Origin of the sequence: Halobacteriovorax sp. GFR8, from assembly GCF_050955245.1 — a bacterium.
Lineage (GTDB): Bacteria > Bdellovibrionota > Bacteriovoracia > Bacteriovoracales > Bacteriovoracaceae > Halobacteriovorax_A.
Genome location: NZ_JBPBLR010000002.1, coordinates 2666959 through 2684655, shown reverse-complemented (window position 1 = coordinate 2684655; position 17697 = coordinate 2666959). Strand labels below are relative to the sequence as shown.

Sequence of the window (17697 nt, the reverse complement as noted above, 5' to 3'; positions counted from 1 at the left end):
GAGGGTCTTAATTTTTACGCTTTTCAAGGATTACTGTTTAATATTTAACGCAATTTCAATAGGTTGAACACCTTATTCATTTTTATCATTAATAACTTAATATTTTTAACGACTTATACGATAAGACTGCCATGAAAAAGATTAACCTATTAATTTTATCAATTTTATCTGTTTACACTTTTGGCGCAAAGGTTTCTGTTGAGTTTGCCAACGATATGCGTTTTGATAGCTGTAATGCTCCAGTTGAAGTACCAGTAGTTATTTGTGAGGATGGCGACTCTCAAGTTGTCCTTCAAAGAAACCAAAGCGGTCACTTATTTGGAATTTACCGTAATGGAAGTACTAAAGAAACAGAGCTATTCCCTGTTAAAACAATTAGTGATGGAAAAGAAATTATTTTTCATAATGCCAATAGTAAACAATTTGTTTCTCAAAGAGCAGTGCAAGAGTTTGATACACCGGCCGCGCGTATACAAGCAATGGATGAGGCCCAAAAATCTATCTTCTCACTTATAAGAAATATAGATCCTTCTCAGAAAGAAATTAGGGATAGCTTACAAAACATCTTAGAAGGTGTTGAAGATGATATTGAAAATCAAAATGAAAAGGTGACTCAAGCATACACAAAGATGTGGGTCCAAGATAATAATAATAAAAATCATCAATGTGAGATGGCCACGAAGTGTACCATTAAAAAGTGTGGCGATAATCACTACATAATTTTTGATCCGGCCCGTAATGTGTATATGCCTATCAATTACTCTCGTGATACGAGAGGTAATGCTCAGTTCACTAAGAATGACAGCTATATCAAGTATGCTCGTACTCTGGGTGGCGCTGTTATTGAGAGAAATGAAGAGTATGAGAAATCTCGTCTAACTGTTCAAAGAAAGGCTCCTGAAGCTATGGGGCATAACTCCACAACTTTCTTTAGCATGCAGGATGCAGGATTTAGTGATTATTTAAAAACTGTTCTTCCACATTGTCCTAAAGATATTCAGGGAGATATTATAGGCCTTGGCAGGCAATCGGTTCGCGAAAGAGATAATTTAGATTTCGTTCATCTTGTTGATGTCGTAAATGGAAATATTAATAGTCAGTATATCAACCGCCAGTTCTTACCAAAGAATAGCTGTCGTGATGGTGATAGTTACTTTGCATCTGATTCATATGAAAAAGTTCAAGACTATCGTCCACGCGCTAGTGGTGTTATCTCGATTCAAAAAGCAAATGAGCTTTTCAAAAAGGCCCGTGCAATGGAAGGGATGGCATGGCAGTACGTTCAAGATGGATGCTATGCTCGTTCTGAGCTCATGGTTAATATGTTTGAAGAAGAAGGGGTTATCGCAGATAAGGCCTGGGCATCAGGAAAACTTAAAATTCCTAATCAACAATTTCCTTACTGGAGTTATCATACGGCCCCTGTTGTTTATGTTGATAATGGAAGAGGTGGAGTATCAAAGATGATCATTGATCCTGCTATTGCTTCAAAGCCGATTCATGTAAATGAGTGGCTGGAAACAATGGGAGCAGATGCTTCTAAGGTCGATCACGTGGGCTTTCCTCCAAGCTTAGATGCTGTGAGTGTAGGGAAGACTGCTTTTGGAATTGCTAGTAGGGAGTCTTATCACCCACAAACTGCGGCGAATATGATGAGTCGTGAAGCTAGATCAAAGGCAGCGAAAGAACTGTTAGCAAATTATGAGAAGAGAATTCTTTAGGAATAATTAAAATGAAAAAAATATTTCTTTGTATGTTATTAAGTTTTATATCTGCTCATGCGGCCAATCTGGTAACATCACAATATCATGTCTCAACTTTTAAGTTAGAGAAGGATGAAATTACTGTTAGCTTCGTGGAGAGTGCTCCCTTTTACCGAGCGAGTAAAAAAGATGCGAAGTGCTTTCAAAAGGCTATTAATTCAAAAGAGAAGGTTGAGATAAAGTACGATTACAAAACTTTTCAAATTAAAAATTGTAAAAATTTATAAAAAGAAAGCCTGCATATTGCAGGCTTTTTTTATCTAAGAATTAATTTTTTGATTATTGCTTAGACTCTAGGTACTTAACAACGTCTTGAACAGACTTAAGACCTTCTGCATCTTCTTCTGGAATTTGAATATCAAATTCGTCTTCCATTTTCATCATAAGCTCAACGATGTCTAGTGAGTCTAGGTTTAGATCGTCTACGAATGAAGTTGTAGCATTGATTTTTGCGATATCGATTTTTGTTTGATCCGCTACTAGTTGAATTACTTTTTGTTCCATATTTGTCTCCTAATAAATATATTAAGTTATAAACTCAATTTCTCTCTCTTATATAAAAATTTAATTTTAGTATATTAATATTTTTCTAGATATAAAGTCCACCGTCAATTTTAATAACTTCACCTGTAATATATCCTGACGCTTGGCTAAGTAGAAAGCACACAAGATTTGATACATCTTCAGTTGACCCAAAGCGTGAAGTTGGAATCGAAGCAATATAGGCTTCTTTGGCCTTTTCTTCAAGGGCATCAGTCATATCTGTTTGAATAAAACCTGGACAAATTGCGTTACAACGAATGTTGCGGCTAGCTAATTCTTTAGCAATTGACTTCGTTGCACCAATTAAACCTGCCTTAGAAGCTGCATAAGCTGTTTGAGAAACATTTCCCATAAGACCAACAACTGAGCTCATATTTACAATCGATACGTTTTCAGCTTTTAAGAATCCACGTGAACAGATACTTGTTAGCATGATTGCACCTTTAAGGTTTGTATCAATTACTGCGTCAAGATCAGCTTTTCTCGTTCTTAGAAGAAGAGTGTCTTTTGAAACACCTGCGTTGTTTACAAGACCTTCAATTGGACCAAATTCCTTTACGAAGTCATTTACGGCCGTTTTCATTTGTTCTTCATTATTAAGATCAAACATTAGTCCTGTTACATTTGAAGCACCTAGTTCTTTAAGTTGAGACTCTACTTCTTTAGCAACATCTTCTTTTCCTTCACGGTAGTTGAAGATAACGTGAGCACCTTGGGCAGCTAGTGATTTTGCAATATCTAGCCCAATCCCACGGCTTGCGCCAGTTACTAATACTCTTTTATTTTTTAAATCATTATAAGTTGCAATCATATTTGCTCCTATGAGTTTAAAGCTTCCCTAAGGTCATCAAAAGCACCTTCTTTATCAAGTGAGATAACTTTGATGTTACGGTTAATCTTTCTTGCTAGTCCCATTAGAACTCGTCCTGGCCCAACCTCAACACAAAGAGTGTCATCGTCTAGGCTTGCAAAACTTTGAGTCCAAAGAACTGAACCATCAATTTGTTTGATCAGGTTCTCTTTTACAACTTCACCGTCTGTACCAATTTGATACTTTTTGGCGTCAATATTGGCAATATAAGGAATTGTCGTTTTATTAAAAGTTACGTCATTAAAAAATGCTGCCATATTCTCTCTGGCCGGCTTCATGAGGCTAGAGTGGAATGGTGCACTAACTTTTAACTCAACTGTCTTATGTGGGTCAGAGAAGTTTTCAGAGATCCAAGCAACGGCCTTATCACAGGCATCTGCATGTCCTGAAATAACGATTTGCCCTGGCTCATTAAAGTTGGCAGGCATAACCTCGTTACCGTCTGTTGAAACTTCCTTGCATGCCTTTTCAACGATTTCAGCAGGAACTCTCATAACGGCATACATTTTTCCCATTCCCGCAGGAACAGCTTCTTGCATATATTTTCCACGATTATGAACAGATCTTAGAGCGTCTTCAAAGCTTAGCGCACCTGCTGCAACTAGAGCAGGGTACTCACCAACAGAGTGTCCAAGAACACATGAAACTTCAATGCCTGCTTCATCTAAAATCTCTTTAGCTTTTTGGAAAAGACCAATTGAGTAAGTTAGGATTGCCGGTTGTGTATTTTGAGTAAGTGTAAGCTCTTCTTCAGGGCCTTCAAGCATAATCTTTGAAAGGTTATAGCCAAGAGCACTGTTTGCTTTTTCAAGTAATTCAAATGATGGGTGTCCTTCAAGACTCTTTCCCATTCCTACGTATTGTGATCCCTGACCAGGGAAAATCAAAACAACTTTTTTCATAATATAAAACCTTAATTAATACCTAAGTAGAGTTGCTCCACTAGTTAAACCTGCACCAAATGCATCTAGTAATAATAGCTGACCTCTTTTGATTCTTCCATCAACAATTGCTTCGTGCATTGCGATTGGAATAGTTGCAGCTGATGTATTTGCATATTTATCAATATTAACAATAACTTTTTCAGGGTTGATCCCTAGAAGTTTACCTGTTGTTTCGATAATTCTCACATTTGCTTGGTGAGGAATTAACCAGTCAACTTCTTCAAGGTCTTTACCTGCTTTTTCTAAAACTTTCTTTGCATTTTCGGCAAGAGTTCTCGTTGCTACACGGAACATTTCTTTACCTTTCATTTGCATATAGTGAGTTCTTTCGTTTAAGTGTTGAGATGTAATTGGGTCAACTGCTCCACCTACTGGTTGGTCAAAGAATTCTTTCCCTGCACCATCTGCACCTAGTTCAAGTGATAGAATATCTGAATCATCACCATCTTCGTTTGCACCAACAATGGCAACACCACAACCATCTCCAAAAAGAATACAAGTGTTACGATCTTCCCAGTTAACTTCTCTTGATAGCATTTCAGAACCTACGACAAGTGCATTCTTGATTGCACCCATGCGAATTAGTCCTGTTACCATATTTAAACCGTAAACAAATCCAGAACAAGCTGCTGCAATATCAATGGCAGCACATTTATTTGTGATTCCTAACTTTTGTTGAAGAATACAAGCTGTATTTGGAAGTTTATAATCTGGAGTAACTGAAGCAAAGATAATCATATCAATATCATTCGGTTCAAGGTTTGCTGCTTTTAGTGCATCTTGAGTTGCATGGTAGGCCATGTCACTTGGCCACTCGCCACCTTCTGTTGAGCAAATATGACGTTGACGAATTCCCGTTCTTTCATAAATCCATTCATCACTTGTTTCGACCATACTTTCTAGATCGACATTTGTTCTAACTTCTTTTGGAGCGTAGATTCCAGTTCCTTTAATCTTTACTTTAATATCCATTTAAATTCCTAATCTTGGTAATAAAAAATTGCGCCTATTTTATTGAGTATAACAATGATGGGGAAGGGCAGGGGCGTTATTATTTGACACTGTGTGTTTTTAGGTTAAATTTACATAAAAAGGCCACATTCGTGGCCCTGTGTTCATTTTAAAAGTTTTGAAGCTTCTTCAAGCCTTTGTAGACGGCGTGAAGCCAATCCTGTCTTTAGGAATTGAACAAGATCTGCCTTCTCATCCTCTGTTAGCTTTAGAGGACGCCTAATATCGTCATCGCTTATTAACTGATATCGCAATTTATTGTTAATAAAATTTTCATCTTTAACGATTTTTTCTTCGTAATGACCTTGAGTTACTTCGTTAACAATATAGTTTTTAATAGCTGGGCGAGTGTGATTATAGTGATCAACAACCTCTTCTAGGGTCTCGTAAACACCGTTGTGCATATAAGGGGCAGATAAGTGTATATTTCTGAGTGGTGGTGTCCTGAAATTATATTGATCTGCTTTATTGCCTGTTACTTCAAAACGTCCCTTGTCATTTAAAGTAGCCGTTGCACTTATTGGCCCAATTTGCGGTAGACCAATTGACTTATAATCCCAGTCTGTTAGATGCTGGCCACTGTGGCAATTGATACAAGCACCTTTATCTAAGAAAGTTTTAAGTCCTCTTTTTTCAGACTCATTTAATGCACTTAGGTCACCATTTAAGTATTCATCATAAGGCGTATCGATAAGATTGAAGTTTCTTGTGATGAAGGCCGCAAGTGCGTTGGCAACGTGTGAGATATCAATCTTACCGGCCTTAAAGTCTTTCGGATATGCTCTCTTAAAGAGGTTTTGGTACATGGCACTTTTAGATCCATTTAATAGACGATCAACATATGCATCCCATTTTGCTAGGTCGCCTTTTTGAGAAGCGATTTCATTATCCTTTCCTAACATTTCTTCTACTGAAAGTAGTGGGAAGATAACTTGCGCAGCAAGCGCATTGCGAATTTTCCTATTTAATTCTGTCTTGGCATTTAGCTCGCTACTTGGAGTTTTAAATTCTCCCTTGCTCCAGTCAACATGAACTCGTCCATCCCAAAACATATCAGTGATTTCATCATAGCCAAGATTGATTAATGCTGGTGCATGGCGCTTGATAATAAGGCCTTTTCCATCTTGAATACGACTTTTTCCAAGTCCTGCGCCACCTGTTCCAATCGAGAAGGGGATATTATCTCCTGTTCCCAGCATTGGATGATGACAGTGCATGCATGTAATATCCTTATTTCCACTAAGGCGAACCTCTGCAAATAATCGTGAACCTAGAATCACTTCATTTTGATTTTGTAATTGTGATTCAGGTAAGGAAGTTAAGTTGTGTTTTGTGATGAGCTTAGAAAGTGCTTCATCTAGAGGTGATAATGCAAATGTATTAAATACGAATGCAATTGTTAAAAGTAATCTCATGGTCTCTCTCTTAGTTTATGTACATAAATATATACTAAGAAAGAGTTTGATGGGTCAAACTTATTTTCGCTATATTTTATTCAAATCAGTTAAAGCGCAAAAAGCCCACTCGAAGAGTGGGCTTTTTTATATGAAAAATAATGAATTATCTTATTCTTCTACTTCTTCTGCGTCTGCTTTTGTAGCGAAGATTTTCTTACCTTTCCAGTAACCAGATGGAGAAATACATCCCTTCTTAGTTAGTTCACCAGTTGTTGAATCAGCTACAACTACATTGTTCGCGTAAAGCTTGTGTGTTTGTCCAGCTCTTCTTAGGCCTTTTCTTGAAACACTTGTCTTCTTCTTAGGTACTGCCATTTTCTACTCCGTTATATTCAACTTCAATTTTTAACTACAATTATGAGCTTACTTTATTACCTTACTCACTTCATTATTACAAGCCTAAAAGTTAGGCCTAATTAATTGCTATGTCCGCAACTGTCTGTATTTAGGTCGACTCCACAAGTTTGACAAAGACCTTTGCAATCTGCGTCATGAACTGGGTAGTGATTTATGGCCAAAAAGCAGTTTTCAGCTACTGCTTCTTTTAGATCTGCCTTACCTCTTTCATGAAAAAACATATCGGCCGTTTCATCCGAAATATAAATTTCATCAACTTCTTCATATTCTGGATCGTCTTCATATCTCTTATTGATGAAGGCACATGTAAATTCAGTTTCAAACTCTTGGGGAGTGTCTAGTAAACAGCGAACACAAGTTGCTGTATAGGCTCCAGAAGCTTTTCCTTTCACAATAAGGTGCTCTCCAAAAGTATAATCACGCGCATTCTTAAGTTGAAGCTCAACATTTAAGTGCTCAAAACCTTCTGGCTTAACTTCCGGATCGAAGTCCTTTGTGATGCCATCAAGAATTGATTTTACCCATTCATTATTCTTATCTGTTAGTTGATAAGTTTCAAACTCGTCGCCAACACGAGAGATAAGAATCGTTGAGTCTTTCAAGAATGTATTATCTTTATTTACGATTTGCATTTTTTCCTCTGTCGTTTGAACTCTCTGTTTATATTGCGAAGGGCCAAAAGGCAAGAAAATTGGGACATTATGAACGCAATCGTGTACTTTTTTACTTATGAGAATCTTTCTAACGGGCTTTTCTGGAGCCGGCAAAACAACATTTGGTGAGAAGTTATCTAAGGACGATCAATTTCAAGTATTTGACTTAGATGAAGAAATCTTTAATCGCATGGGTACTGGTTATGACTCATTAGCTGAGTATATCCAAGACATTGGAATCGATGAATTTCGCAAGGATGAGTTCGATATGATTAAGCTTCTTCACCAGAATATGAAAGATAATTACCTCGTTTCACTAGGGGCCGGTGCACTTGATGAGCAAGATGTTGTTGATTTTATCTCTGAAGTTGGCGGAAAACTTGTTTATATTCAAAGTACTTTTGAAGAGTGTTGGGAGAGGCTTAAAAAAGATGGTAATCGTCCGCTGGCAAAGAATGGCATGGTTTTCATGAAGGATCTTTATGAAAAACGAATTCCACGTTATGAAAAAAGTGATCTATTTCTAACACAGTCCCAAATTCAAGAAATAAATACAGTGGAAGAGCTCTTAAAATTGCTATAACCCTTGTATTTTGATACGATTTTAGACGATGTTATGTCCTTAGAAGGAGTTTTTGCGCCATGACAATGAATAGTCCAAAAGTAGCCGTTCTTTCTTCAATGATTGAAGATTGTAAGGGATTTTCTAAAATCTTTAAAAATATCAATATTCTTATCGATTCATTTGATGACGCTAATGCGTTTCTAATATCTCATATTCAAAGACAATATGACTTAGTTTTAGTGCGCGCTCAAGACGTGGACTATGAAGGCCAATCTCTATTTGATCGCCCTGAGCTAAAGAAAGTTGAAAGAGTGTTTATCGTTGCCTCAAATTCTGACCTTAAGTCTGTTGCAAAAATTGAAAGCCTTGGCTCGATTTTTACAGAACTCGACCTGCTTGTTCAGGTTCGAGGCGTTCTCGATCAATACAATCGTAAAACAGCATTAATGAGACAGGTGAGCCAGTTTGAAGCTTTCCACGATAAGTATCGTCATAAGCAAGAAGCACTAGTTGCTAGTCTTGAAAGTGAAAGAACAAAGACTCTGTATGGAAAGGACTTTTTTGAAGTTTGTGATTCGATAAACTTTAATAAGGATAATAGTGACTTTAAATCATTAATTGCAAATGTATTTGAACCACAAGAATTCGTAACAAGTATTACGGTCTTTGACCTTAATCGTAAAACAAATAAGTTATGTGCTGTTAAGTACGATGGGATGAAAAATATTAATGTCCCAGATATTTGGCTCGGTCATATTAAGCTAAGTGGTGTTAATGAGAATGGAATGAATATGGTTAAGAATATTGTTTCTAATCTTGTTCATAATCCTGTTGTCACTCTTGCAATGTCTGCTAACGCCGAAGATATTACAACTGTTGTTGCACTTGAAGTCGATCGCGATTATTTATTTAACTTTAACTGGCAAGTAGTAGAGTCTCTGCTAAGTGGAGTTTATTCTCAACTTGTGAATGCAAATACTCACTCTGCGGCAGTGGCAAGTGCTCAAGGGCCATTTGAGCTACTAGGGCAAATATCTCAAACAACTCATGGGAGAAACTTAATTGCAGTAGATACGTCTGAAATTACAGACCTTCTAGAGTTAAGATCTGACTTTGATTTTGATTGGGAAACATTTTGGCGCGATATGAAGATTAACTTATCGCAGGTAACTAATTTATCAAATATTTATAATATCTCTTTTGAATCAATTATTTTAGATGTTGAAAATGACTTCTTTGATGAGAGCTTTGCAGCAACGAAAGATCTTTGTAAGAATATCCGTTTAGCAAAGTACTTCTCAGGTAAGGATAAGAGCTTAATTCTTTCGATGTCTTTAAATGTATTTGAAGTTCCATATTCTCAATATTCAATGGTAACAACTGCAAGAAAATTGAAAACTAAGAGATCGTTTCAAGAAAGCACGTTATGAGAATAAAAAGTTGCATGGAGATTAACGTCTCAAATCTTGCAAGTAACTATCAACTACTAAAAGAAATTTGTCCAAATAATGAAGCCCTTTTTATGGTTAAAGCAAATGCATATGGCCATGGAATGGTTCCTATCGTTAAGTTTGCATACTTTGAATTGGGAATAAAAGAGTTTGGCTGTGCTAGCATTGGCGAAGCCTTAAGACTTCGTGAAGAAATACCAAACGGAGAGTTTGAAGTTTACGTTTTCTCTGACGTGAATCTCGACCTTCAAGAAGCAGCTGATATTTATCTAAATAACCGTATCATTCCAGTTTTATCTAATGAGTCAAATTTGAAGTACTTCTTAGAGCAAGAAGACTTTAGATACTTTCCACTGTGTTTAAAATTTAATACAGGAATGAATCGTCTTGGTCTAAGGCTTGATCGAGTTGATGAAGTGGTTAAACTAATTAAAGCATCCGGAAGAAAAAGTATTTATCACTTAATGTCTCACTTCTCGAGTTCAAGTTTATCAATGATAAAGAATAAGAGGAATCTTGCGCAGAAGGAAAATTGGCGAGAATTGAAGTCCCAATTAACTGCAGCAGGAATTGAAATTGATAAGTCCTCGCTAGCAAACTCTGGTGCAATTGAGCAGAAAGTAGGACTAGAAGAAACTCATGTCAGGCCCGGACTTATGATGTATGGGCCAACCTCGCTTCTTCCTCAATATAGTCATTTAAGTTGTTGGCAAGGAAAGTTAATTTCAAGGCTCGAAACTACTTTTATTAATAGCTTCAAAGTTGATCGCGGAACTCCAATAGGATACGGAGCAACTCCATGTCCAACGGATGGGGTTGTTGGAATATTTGCCCTTGGCTATGGTGATGGATTCTCAACTCGTTATCAAAATGTTCACTTAAGACACGGTAGTGAAGTTGGACAGATTGTAGGACGAGTGAATATGGATATGGGACAAATTTTGTTTAATAATCAAGATCTCGAAATCAAAAATGGGGAGAGGTTTGTGGTTTGGGATCAGGAAGGTGAGAACTTTTCTAATATTTGCCTTGAGTCTAAGACAATTCCTTATGAAGTGTTCATTCACTTAACAGAAAGAATTCCCAAAATTTATCGACAGTAAGTAGCAGTTTCACTCTTTTTCCTTTAAAATTTCATTAATGAATTATTTACTTAGAAGTTTTGTAATCTTTAATGAAAACATAGGTCGCATCTTTATAAAAAATATTGCGGGCCTAGGTACGATAATGAACTTTATCGTTAACTTTTTCTATTGGGCAACAAGAAGGCCTTATCGCTTTAAATTATTTTTTGAGCAGATGGACTTTATTGGCAATAAAAGTTTATTCATTATATTTTTGGCCGGATCATTTACAGGAATGGTAATGGCCTATCAGACCTATTTTGGTTTCAAGTTAATTAATGTTGATTCATTAGTTGGACCTGTTGTTGCTATTACTTTAGCAAAAGAGCTTGCACCTGTTTTAACAGGACTCATCGTTGCTGGACGTGCTGGAGCGGCTATGGCCGCCCAGATTGGAACGATGAAGGTAACCGAACAAATTGATGCTCTAGAAGTTATGGGGATCAGTAGTGTTCAATTTCTTGCTGTACCAAGAATTGTTGCTGGTACACTTTCTCTTCCACTACTTTCAATTTTCTTTTTACTTGTTGGAAATATTGGTTCTTATATTGTAGGAACGATTGCACTAAAAATTGATGATGCAATTTATCTCTCAAAACTTGGTCAGTTCATGTATGTCTCAGATATTTTCCAAGGAATTATTAAAGCAACAGTATTTGGCTTTGTTATTTCTGTTATTGGAACATACTTTGGTTTTTCTGTTACAAAAGGTGCCCAAGGGGTAGGTAAGGGAACAAACTTAGCTGTTGTTTGGGGAATGATCTCGGTACTCGTTCTTGACTATTTCTTAACGAGCTTTTTAGTGCAGGTGATGTAGAATGTTACACTTTGAAGATTCGTCAGTAAAAATATTTAACTTAACTAAGACATTTGGGAAGCATACTGTTTTAAATGATCTTAGCTTTGATATTGAAAGAGGAAGTATTACAACAATCCTGGGATTCTCAGGAGCTGGAAAATCGACTCTTTTAAAACATATCCTAGGACTCCATCATCCAACCTCTGGAAAGATTGAAGTTTTAGGTAAGGACCTTTCTCTTTTAGAAGAAGATGAGCTTAGAAGATTCCGTCAAAATTACGGAATGCTTTTTCAATATGCGGCCCTATTTGACTCTAAGACTACTTATGAAAATGTAGCCTTTCCATTAGAAGAATTCACAAAAATGAGTCCTAAGGAAATTGAAGAGAAGGTATTTGGACTATTAAAGTCTGTTGGCCTTCAAGAAATTTCATTTGATAAATTACCAAGTGAACTTTCGGGTGGGATGAGAAAGAGAGTTGGTCTAGCGAGGGCATTGGCCTTGAGCCCACAAGTAATGCTCTATGATGAACCAACTACTGGTTTAGATCCAATTACGACAAAAATGGTCAACGACTTAATCGTCGATACAAGCCATAAACATAAAGATATAGGATTAACGTCAATTATTATTTCTCACGATGTAAAAGCAACGCTGGAAATTTCCGACTACGTTGCCTTCCTAAATCGTGGTAATATTGTTGAGTACTTACCTGCAAAAGAGTTTAGAAATTCAAAGCACCCACTCGTGCAAGAGTTTATTAATCTGTAAGTACTAAGCCTAGGGAAGAGGGTTAAAATGAATGAATTTAAAGTAGGGTTGATGGCCCTAACTGCCATGATAGCAGTTGTTGTCATGTCACTTGTTGTAACTTCAAATCAATCAGGATTTGGAACATATAATGAGTACTACACAACAGTTAGTGATGCATCTGGTATTTTTCCAAAAACACCAATTAAGGTTGCCGGTATCAATGCCGGTCGTATTAAGGATATTCGTCTTATTGGAAATAAAGCGGAAATTACTTTTGAAGTTCTTTCAAGAGTAGGGATTACAAAGGGATCTAAACTTAAGATTCGCTCAGTTGGTTTCCTTGGTGATAAGTATCTCGAAATTTATATTGAAAACGCAAAAGAGATACTTCCTGATGGTTCTGAGATTATTGCAGAAGAAAAAGCAGGTATTGAAACTCTCTTAAAAGATGCAACAGAAGTTATGCAAGATGTGAAGACTCTTGTCGGTAGTATCAAAGAATCATTTGTTCCTGAAGGTGGCGAGCCTGCCATGAAGAAGATCATTCGCGATGTTCAGCTTACTCTAGAAAATACTCGTGAGATGACGGCCAAACTAAATGATATCGTTGGACGTAATAATGAAAAGATTCAAAATATTGTTAATAACTTAGAAGCCTTTTCTGATCAAATTGCTTTTCAAACAGATGCCAATGAGCCAGAGAGTGCTGTAGCGGACGTAAAGGAAATCTTAAAGAAAACTGATCGCATGATGGCCGATCTACAAGATCTTGTAAGAGATATTAAAGATGGGAAGGGGACTGTTGGTAAGCTTTTAGTTGAAGAAGAGATTGCTGATGAAGTTAAAACAACTCTAGCAAGTGTTCAAAAAGTTATTGGACGTGTTGATAGTATCCGCACTCAATTCTCTGTTTACACTGGAGCAAATACTGGAACAGGGCAAACTGACACAACTGCTGAACTTAGAATTTTTCCTTCTCCTGGTCGCTTCTACTTACTTGGGGTAACAACAACTGAGTTTGGGCCAGAAAAAAGAAAGGTCACGGAAACAACAGTTGGTGGAACGACAACTATCGTTGATGAGAAGAAGAGAAAGTATAATGATGTTCTTCTTAATCTTCAGCTTGGACGTCGAATTGATAATTGGACATTCCGTGGTGGTCTAATTGAATCTTATGGTGGTTTTGCTGTAGATTATAATTTTGATGACTATGGTCTGGTATCGACACTAGAAATTTTTGATTACAGAGAAGATGTAGGGCCAAATATTCGTGTTGGTCTAGATTTACAACTTTGGAACGTTCTTTATGGTAAAATCGAAGGTGAAGATTTAATTAATGACCCACATGCGGTTTACAGTCTTGGTCTAAAATTTAATGATGAGGACTTAAAAGGACTCATAGGAATTTTTCTATAGGATGTAGTAAATAGATGATGATGGACAATAGAAATTGGCTAATTCGCACAAAATCAAATAAGATTCTTGGCCCACTTTCGAAACAAAAAGTTATCGAATTTGTTCAAGATGGAACTCTAACGGATGAAGATGAAATCTGTAGTGGGAACGGTTATTGGTTTTGGATTAAAGAAGAGGACTTATTAAATCGTTATTTATTTGGCGAAGAAGAGCAAAATTTCAATCCAGTTTCTGAAGCAAAAACGAAAGTGGCCTCTAGTGTAACAAAACTAGTAAAGACCACTGGTATCGTTGATAAAATGAAAGATTCAGAAGATGAAATTCCATCGACGCCTCCAACTCCAGAAGTTGAAGTTCCTACGAGTGGAACGATTTCGATCAATACAAATGAAGATGGTGAAGAGATCGTGTTACCTGAAGATGGTGATCTCGATTTTCCTGAGCCAATTGATTATAGCAATAACACTCTTCCACAGCACGACGCTCCAGTAAGCCCAAGTCCTCTAAAGGATATGGACTCTGGCGTAAGCATGTCAGAAGTGGCCTCGGCCATGAATGTTGAAGAGGAAGAAGTAATTCTACCAAGTGATGATGATTTAGATTTTCCTGATATAGGCAGTAGCCAATCTACAATCTCACTAGTCAAAGAAGAAGAGATTGAAGAAGCACCCTCTACAGGTAGCCAAATTGATCTCTTAGTAGCAGAAGCTGAAGCAGAAGCTATCTCGCAGAATGAAGATTCTGAGGTTGAGGCAAAGTCTGACCTTGATGATATTGCTGAAGATGCTAGGCTTGCTCTTGAGAGAGAGAAGTTAGCCGAGCTACCAAAATCAGCTCCCGATCTAAATGAGGAAGAGGACGTTATTCAGCCTATGAAGGCCGTTGAAATGCCTCGACCTAAAAAAAAGAAAACTAAGAAAAAGTCTGGAAAATCCAAGAAGAAAAAAAGAAAGAGTGATTATAGCTTCGTTTATGTAGCGATTGGTGTTCTCATTATTTTACTTTTCTTTATCTCTAAGTTTTACTCAAAGCTAGTAGGGAAAGATCTTTTTTCTCAAGTGCAATTCAAGATGCCGACAACAACGGTATTGGCCCAAGAATTTCAAGCAGATAAAAAAAAAAGATATTTTTAAACTACGTTAATATTTCATACAACTTATCTTTGAGTGGTGTTGAATATAAGCCAGAGTTTGTAAAATCACCGCCAGCTAATTGTTCAAATATCTCAAAGTTTGAATTTAATTTAATCTATGCCTTCACTACATCTGGTCAGTCTTCAAATCAGTGGATTGAGTTTCAGGCCAAATGTCAGCAGCTTTTCTATTCTGATATTATTATGCAGAATAAAGGAGAAGTCCGCTCAATGAAGAAGGTTGAAGAACTAGAAAAAGCTCTCAAAATTAAATTTGATAGTAAGAATATTGCTCATCAAAAGTTTTTAAAAAAGTTAGAAAGAAGTAATTTTCATCAACTTGTGCAAGAGATTGTTATAGCATCTTCTCTTAATAAGGGAGAGTGGCTTACAGGAGTTATCATCGACCTTCTAAAGAGGAATATCGAACTTTACCCTGTATGGATCAATGATAATATTCCAAAGCAGGCCAGAGCTCGATATGAGGCCGCTCTTATTAAAGTATTTGATATTGTAAATGACTCAAGTATAGATGAAGTTTATAAATTAATGCTTTTTAAAAAATTTACTCACATCTCTTCAGGAGATAGTCGATTAAAGTTAACACAGCTTCTCAATCAAACTTTTGGATCGGCTCTGGAGTTTGACCTATCAAGCTATAAGTTTGGAATTAAGCTCGCTCCGTTTTGGGTTCAAGAGCTTGATGACTTTAAGATGAAACAGAAGCTTGTTGAACGTTATTTTAATACACCAGCGATTCAAGGCTTCGATGATTATGGGAATATTCTTTTTGAATATAATATTCCTAATATTGGTAAGAAGAGGGACGATTTAATTAATAAAGTCGCAACTTCATATAAGTCTTATAATTTTGAGAAAATGATGGCATTAATGGTCGGACTAAGAAATCCTGTCTTTAAGAGAGAGCTGGTTAAGAAAGATTCATATTTTGAAAGGCCCATCTTTAGTATTGAAAGAACTTATTTGGCCAATAAGCTAAGTGAAAAAAATAGTAGCTGGATTGCGTTTCATTTACTATATCTAGGTCAAAGGGACGAAAATATAATTAAGAATATAATGGTTGATCTATGAAAAATATCTTTATCTATCCTACTGATACCGTCTGGGGAATTGGTGGAAACCCATTTGAAATCGAGACTTATGAACTAATTGCTAAAATTAAGGGAACTTCAATAAATAAGCCCTTAAGTATTTTAACAAATGACATACAGAACCTAGTCGAAAGCTTTAGTGGATCTGAAAGTTTAGATGAATTATTTGATGAGCTTTTTAAGTATCAAATTACAGTAGGTATTCCTAAGGCCAGCTTAAAGCTTCGTTTTCCATCTGGGCCATTTGATGAAACAAGTTATATATGTTTTCGCGTAATTCAAAATGAAATTATTGATGAGTGCATAAAGGACTTCCCGGGCTTTATCACTTCAACTAGTTTAAATTTAACTGGAGAAGATCCAATTAGTGATACTGATGAGGCAAACCTTTTTTGGCAAAAGCACTGTCCAGAAACAAACTTCATTAGTTCAGAGTTTTTAGTTCCAAGCGGTAAGTCTTCAACGATTGTATTTATTTCTGGCCTTAGTGCAAAGATTATTCGTGAAGGTGAGGATATTCAAAGTATTCTCGAAACTTTAGATAGGCATGGAATTAATTACTAATTACTCCCAACCTGAGTTTTATCGTTTTTCACGTGATTCAATTGAACTAGCTAATCTCGTAGTCAATCGTCTTATCGAAAACTCTATTAGTCCTGGAAGAGTTGCAGACCTGTGCTGTGGCAGTGGTGTTATCTCACTTGAAATTATTCAAAAATTAATGGATGAGCCCTCACTTAAGGTGAGCTCTATTGATTTCTATGAGATTCAAGAGGATTATCGTAATCATCTTGAAACTAATATTAACCTAGTAAGTGAATACTTCTCTAATACAGAATTCAATATCAATATTTGTAATATTCTGAGTGACTTAGGACAGTCTCAAGATAAATATGATCTAATTGTAATGAACCCTCCATACTTTCACCATGCCAGTGGCCGTTCACCAAAAGATGAGAGAACAAGAATTTGTCGAGAATATAAAGAGGGACAACTTAAAGGCCTCTTGAATAGAGGAATTGAATTTTTATCTACTAATGGAAGGTTCTTCTTTGTATGCCGTGAGGATAAAGAAAGTATCAAAGTTATTGATGAGCTTTCTCTTAAGTATCAAGTTGAGAAAGTTAGCGAGGCTAGTGCCTTTTCAATCTACTTACTTCTTCGTTCTTAATTGAAAGTATAAAGACTTTAGAGATTCTTTAAGGTCCTTATCACCAATGTCTTTAAACTCATTCTCAGCTGCCTGCATAATGGCCTTGTATTCGGGAGATTGAGGGTGAAGTCTATTTTCAACTTCCTTCTTTACTTGCTCTTTCTTTACAACCGCCGATTTCTTCTTTGTGAAATATTGATTATCAACTTGGAAGAAAACTTTTGTGATATGGCCTTTTGTTTGCGGCAGAACATTACCAATCGATTTGATAATTTCTGTTTCCATATATTTTAGTTGTTGAGCATAGACAGGGTGAGAAGTTAAAATTGTCAGTGACTTGTGCTTAAGTTTTAGTGGAATTGTAAATTGTGAAAGCCTTGGACCAACAATTTTATCCCATGAATTTGAAAGGTCGAGGAAGTCAAAAAGATCCACACTCCCAAGTCCTTTTTTCTTTGGAGCATAGTTCTTGTAACGTGCTAATTGCCCGTCAGTATCAATATCTTTGAGGATGTCTTTAAGGTTTTTCACAGCGTGCATCATATATTAAATAGGCTCTTACAGTCAAAGTAATAGACGATTCCATTAATCC

At 36.5% G+C, this 17697-nt stretch carries 20 protein-coding genes; 12 read left to right on the top strand and 8 right to left on the bottom strand.

Going from position 1 to position 17697, the window contains the following annotated elements; all coding sequences use genetic code 11:
• Positions 1 to 131 precede the first annotated feature (131 nt).
• Positions 132 to 1721, top strand: a complete 1590-nt coding sequence (locus ACRXC1_RS13450) for a protein-glutamine glutaminase family protein (protein WP_433659539.1) — start codon at positions 132 to 134, stop codon at positions 1719 to 1721.
• Between the two features lie 11 nt (positions 1722 to 1732).
• Positions 1733 to 1990 (top strand): hypothetical protein, encoded by a 258-nt coding sequence (locus ACRXC1_RS13445; RefSeq protein ID WP_433659537.1) that lies wholly within the window; start codon positions 1733 to 1735, stop codon positions 1988 to 1990.
• Between the two features lie 52 nt (positions 1991 to 2042).
• Here ACRXC1_RS13445 and acpP read toward each other — a convergent pair whose 3' ends face one another.
• The 7 genes from acpP to ACRXC1_RS13410 all read right to left on the bottom strand — a co-directional run bounded on the left by acpP (position 2043) and on the right by ACRXC1_RS13410 (position 7578).
• Positions 2043 to 2267: an acyl carrier protein gene (gene acpP / locus ACRXC1_RS13440; RefSeq protein ID WP_021268262.1), complete on the bottom strand. Its 225-nt coding sequence runs from the start codon at positions 2265 to 2267 to the stop codon at positions 2043 to 2045.
• Positions 2268 to 2352: 85 nt separating this feature from the next.
• Complete coding sequence (gene fabG, locus ACRXC1_RS13435; RefSeq protein ID WP_392910310.1) at positions 2353 to 3117, bottom strand: 3-oxoacyl-ACP reductase FabG; 765 nt, start codon at positions 3115 to 3117, stop codon at positions 2353 to 2355.
• Between the two features lie 8 nt (positions 3118 to 3125).
• Complete coding sequence (gene fabD, locus ACRXC1_RS13430) at positions 3126 to 4079, bottom strand: ACP S-malonyltransferase (RefSeq protein WP_433659535.1); 954 nt, start codon at positions 4077 to 4079, stop codon at positions 3126 to 3128.
• A 15-nt stretch (positions 4080 to 4094) separates the two neighbouring features.
• Complete coding sequence (locus ACRXC1_RS13425) at positions 4095 to 5093, bottom strand: beta-ketoacyl-ACP synthase III (protein ID WP_433659533.1); 999 nt, start codon at positions 5091 to 5093, stop codon at positions 4095 to 4097.
• A gap of 143 nt (positions 5094 to 5236) precedes the next feature.
• Positions 5237 to 6547, bottom strand: a complete 1311-nt coding sequence (locus ACRXC1_RS13420) for a cytochrome-c peroxidase (RefSeq protein ID WP_433659531.1) — start codon at positions 6545 to 6547, stop codon at positions 5237 to 5239.
• 150 nt (positions 6548 to 6697) lie between these two features.
• Positions 6698 to 6904, bottom strand: coding sequence for a 50S ribosomal protein L32 (rpmF, locus tag ACRXC1_RS13415; protein WP_021268644.1), 207 nt, complete (start codon positions 6902 to 6904; stop codon positions 6698 to 6700).
• A 101-nt stretch (positions 6905 to 7005) separates the two neighbouring features.
• Positions 7006 to 7578, bottom strand: coding sequence for a YceD family protein (locus ACRXC1_RS13410; RefSeq protein ID WP_392910302.1), 573 nt, complete (start codon positions 7576 to 7578; stop codon positions 7006 to 7008).
• Positions 7579 to 7675: 97 nt separating this feature from the next.
• Here ACRXC1_RS13410 and ACRXC1_RS13405 point away from each other — a divergent pair, with 97 nt between their 5' ends.
• Genes ACRXC1_RS13405 through ACRXC1_RS13360 form a run of 10 tightly spaced genes read left to right on the top strand, consistent with a single transcriptional unit; the run spans position 7676 to position 17123 of the window.
• Positions 7676 to 8182 carry a shikimate kinase gene (locus ACRXC1_RS13405; protein WP_433659528.1) on the top strand — a complete coding sequence of 169 codons (507 nt, stop codon included), beginning with the start codon at positions 7676 to 7678 and terminating at the stop codon, positions 8180 to 8182.
• Between the two features lie 59 nt (positions 8183 to 8241).
• Complete coding sequence (locus ACRXC1_RS13400) at positions 8242 to 9594, top strand: hypothetical protein (RefSeq protein ID WP_433659526.1); 1353 nt, start codon at positions 8242 to 8244, stop codon at positions 9592 to 9594.
• Positions 9591 to 10718: an alanine racemase gene (alr, locus tag ACRXC1_RS13395; RefSeq protein WP_433659525.1), complete on the top strand. Its 1128-nt coding sequence runs from the start codon at positions 9591 to 9593 to the stop codon at positions 10716 to 10718. Before ACRXC1_RS13400 ends, alr begins: the two co-directional genes overlap by 4 nt.
• A 37-nt stretch (positions 10719 to 10755) precedes the next feature.
• Positions 10756 to 11556: an MlaE family ABC transporter permease gene (locus ACRXC1_RS13390; RefSeq protein WP_433659523.1), complete on the top strand. Its 801-nt coding sequence runs from the start codon at positions 10756 to 10758 to the stop codon at positions 11554 to 11556.
• Between the two features lies 1 nt (position 11557).
• Positions 11558 to 12310: an ABC transporter ATP-binding protein gene (locus tag ACRXC1_RS13385; protein WP_392910291.1), complete on the top strand. Its 753-nt coding sequence runs from the start codon at positions 11558 to 11560 to the stop codon at positions 12308 to 12310.
• Between the two features lie 27 nt (positions 12311 to 12337).
• Positions 12338 to 13708, top strand: coding sequence for an MlaD family protein (locus ACRXC1_RS13380; RefSeq protein WP_392910289.1), 1371 nt, complete (start codon positions 12338 to 12340; stop codon positions 13706 to 13708).
• Between the two features lie 14 nt (positions 13709 to 13722).
• A complete protein-coding gene (locus ACRXC1_RS13375) occupies positions 13723 to 14841 on the top strand; it encodes a hypothetical protein (protein WP_433659520.1) in 1119 nt (372 codons plus the stop codon).
• A gap of 29 nt (positions 14842 to 14870) precedes the next feature.
• Positions 14871 to 15932 carry a hypothetical protein gene (locus ACRXC1_RS13370; RefSeq protein WP_433659518.1) on the top strand — a complete coding sequence of 354 codons (1062 nt, stop codon included), beginning with the start codon at positions 14871 to 14873 and terminating at the stop codon, positions 15930 to 15932.
• On the top strand, positions 15929 to 16516 hold the full coding sequence (locus tag ACRXC1_RS13365; RefSeq protein WP_392910283.1) for a Sua5/YciO/YrdC/YwlC family protein: 588 nt from the start codon (positions 15929 to 15931) through the stop codon (positions 16514 to 16516). The genes ACRXC1_RS13370 and ACRXC1_RS13365 overlap by 4 nt, the downstream gene beginning before the upstream one ends.
• Positions 16500 to 17123, top strand: a complete 624-nt coding sequence (locus ACRXC1_RS13360; RefSeq protein WP_433659515.1) for a methyltransferase — start codon at positions 16500 to 16502, stop codon at positions 17121 to 17123. Before ACRXC1_RS13365 ends, ACRXC1_RS13360 begins: the two co-directional genes overlap by 17 nt.
• Here the strand turns inward: ACRXC1_RS13360 and ACRXC1_RS13355 are convergent.
• On the bottom strand, positions 17106 to 17636 hold the full coding sequence (locus ACRXC1_RS13355; RefSeq protein ID WP_392910279.1) for a DUF721 domain-containing protein: 531 nt from the start codon (positions 17634 to 17636) through the stop codon (positions 17106 to 17108). The two genes, ACRXC1_RS13360 and ACRXC1_RS13355, sit on opposite strands and share 18 nt — an antisense overlap.
• Between the last annotated feature and the right edge of the window lie 61 nt (positions 17637 to 17697).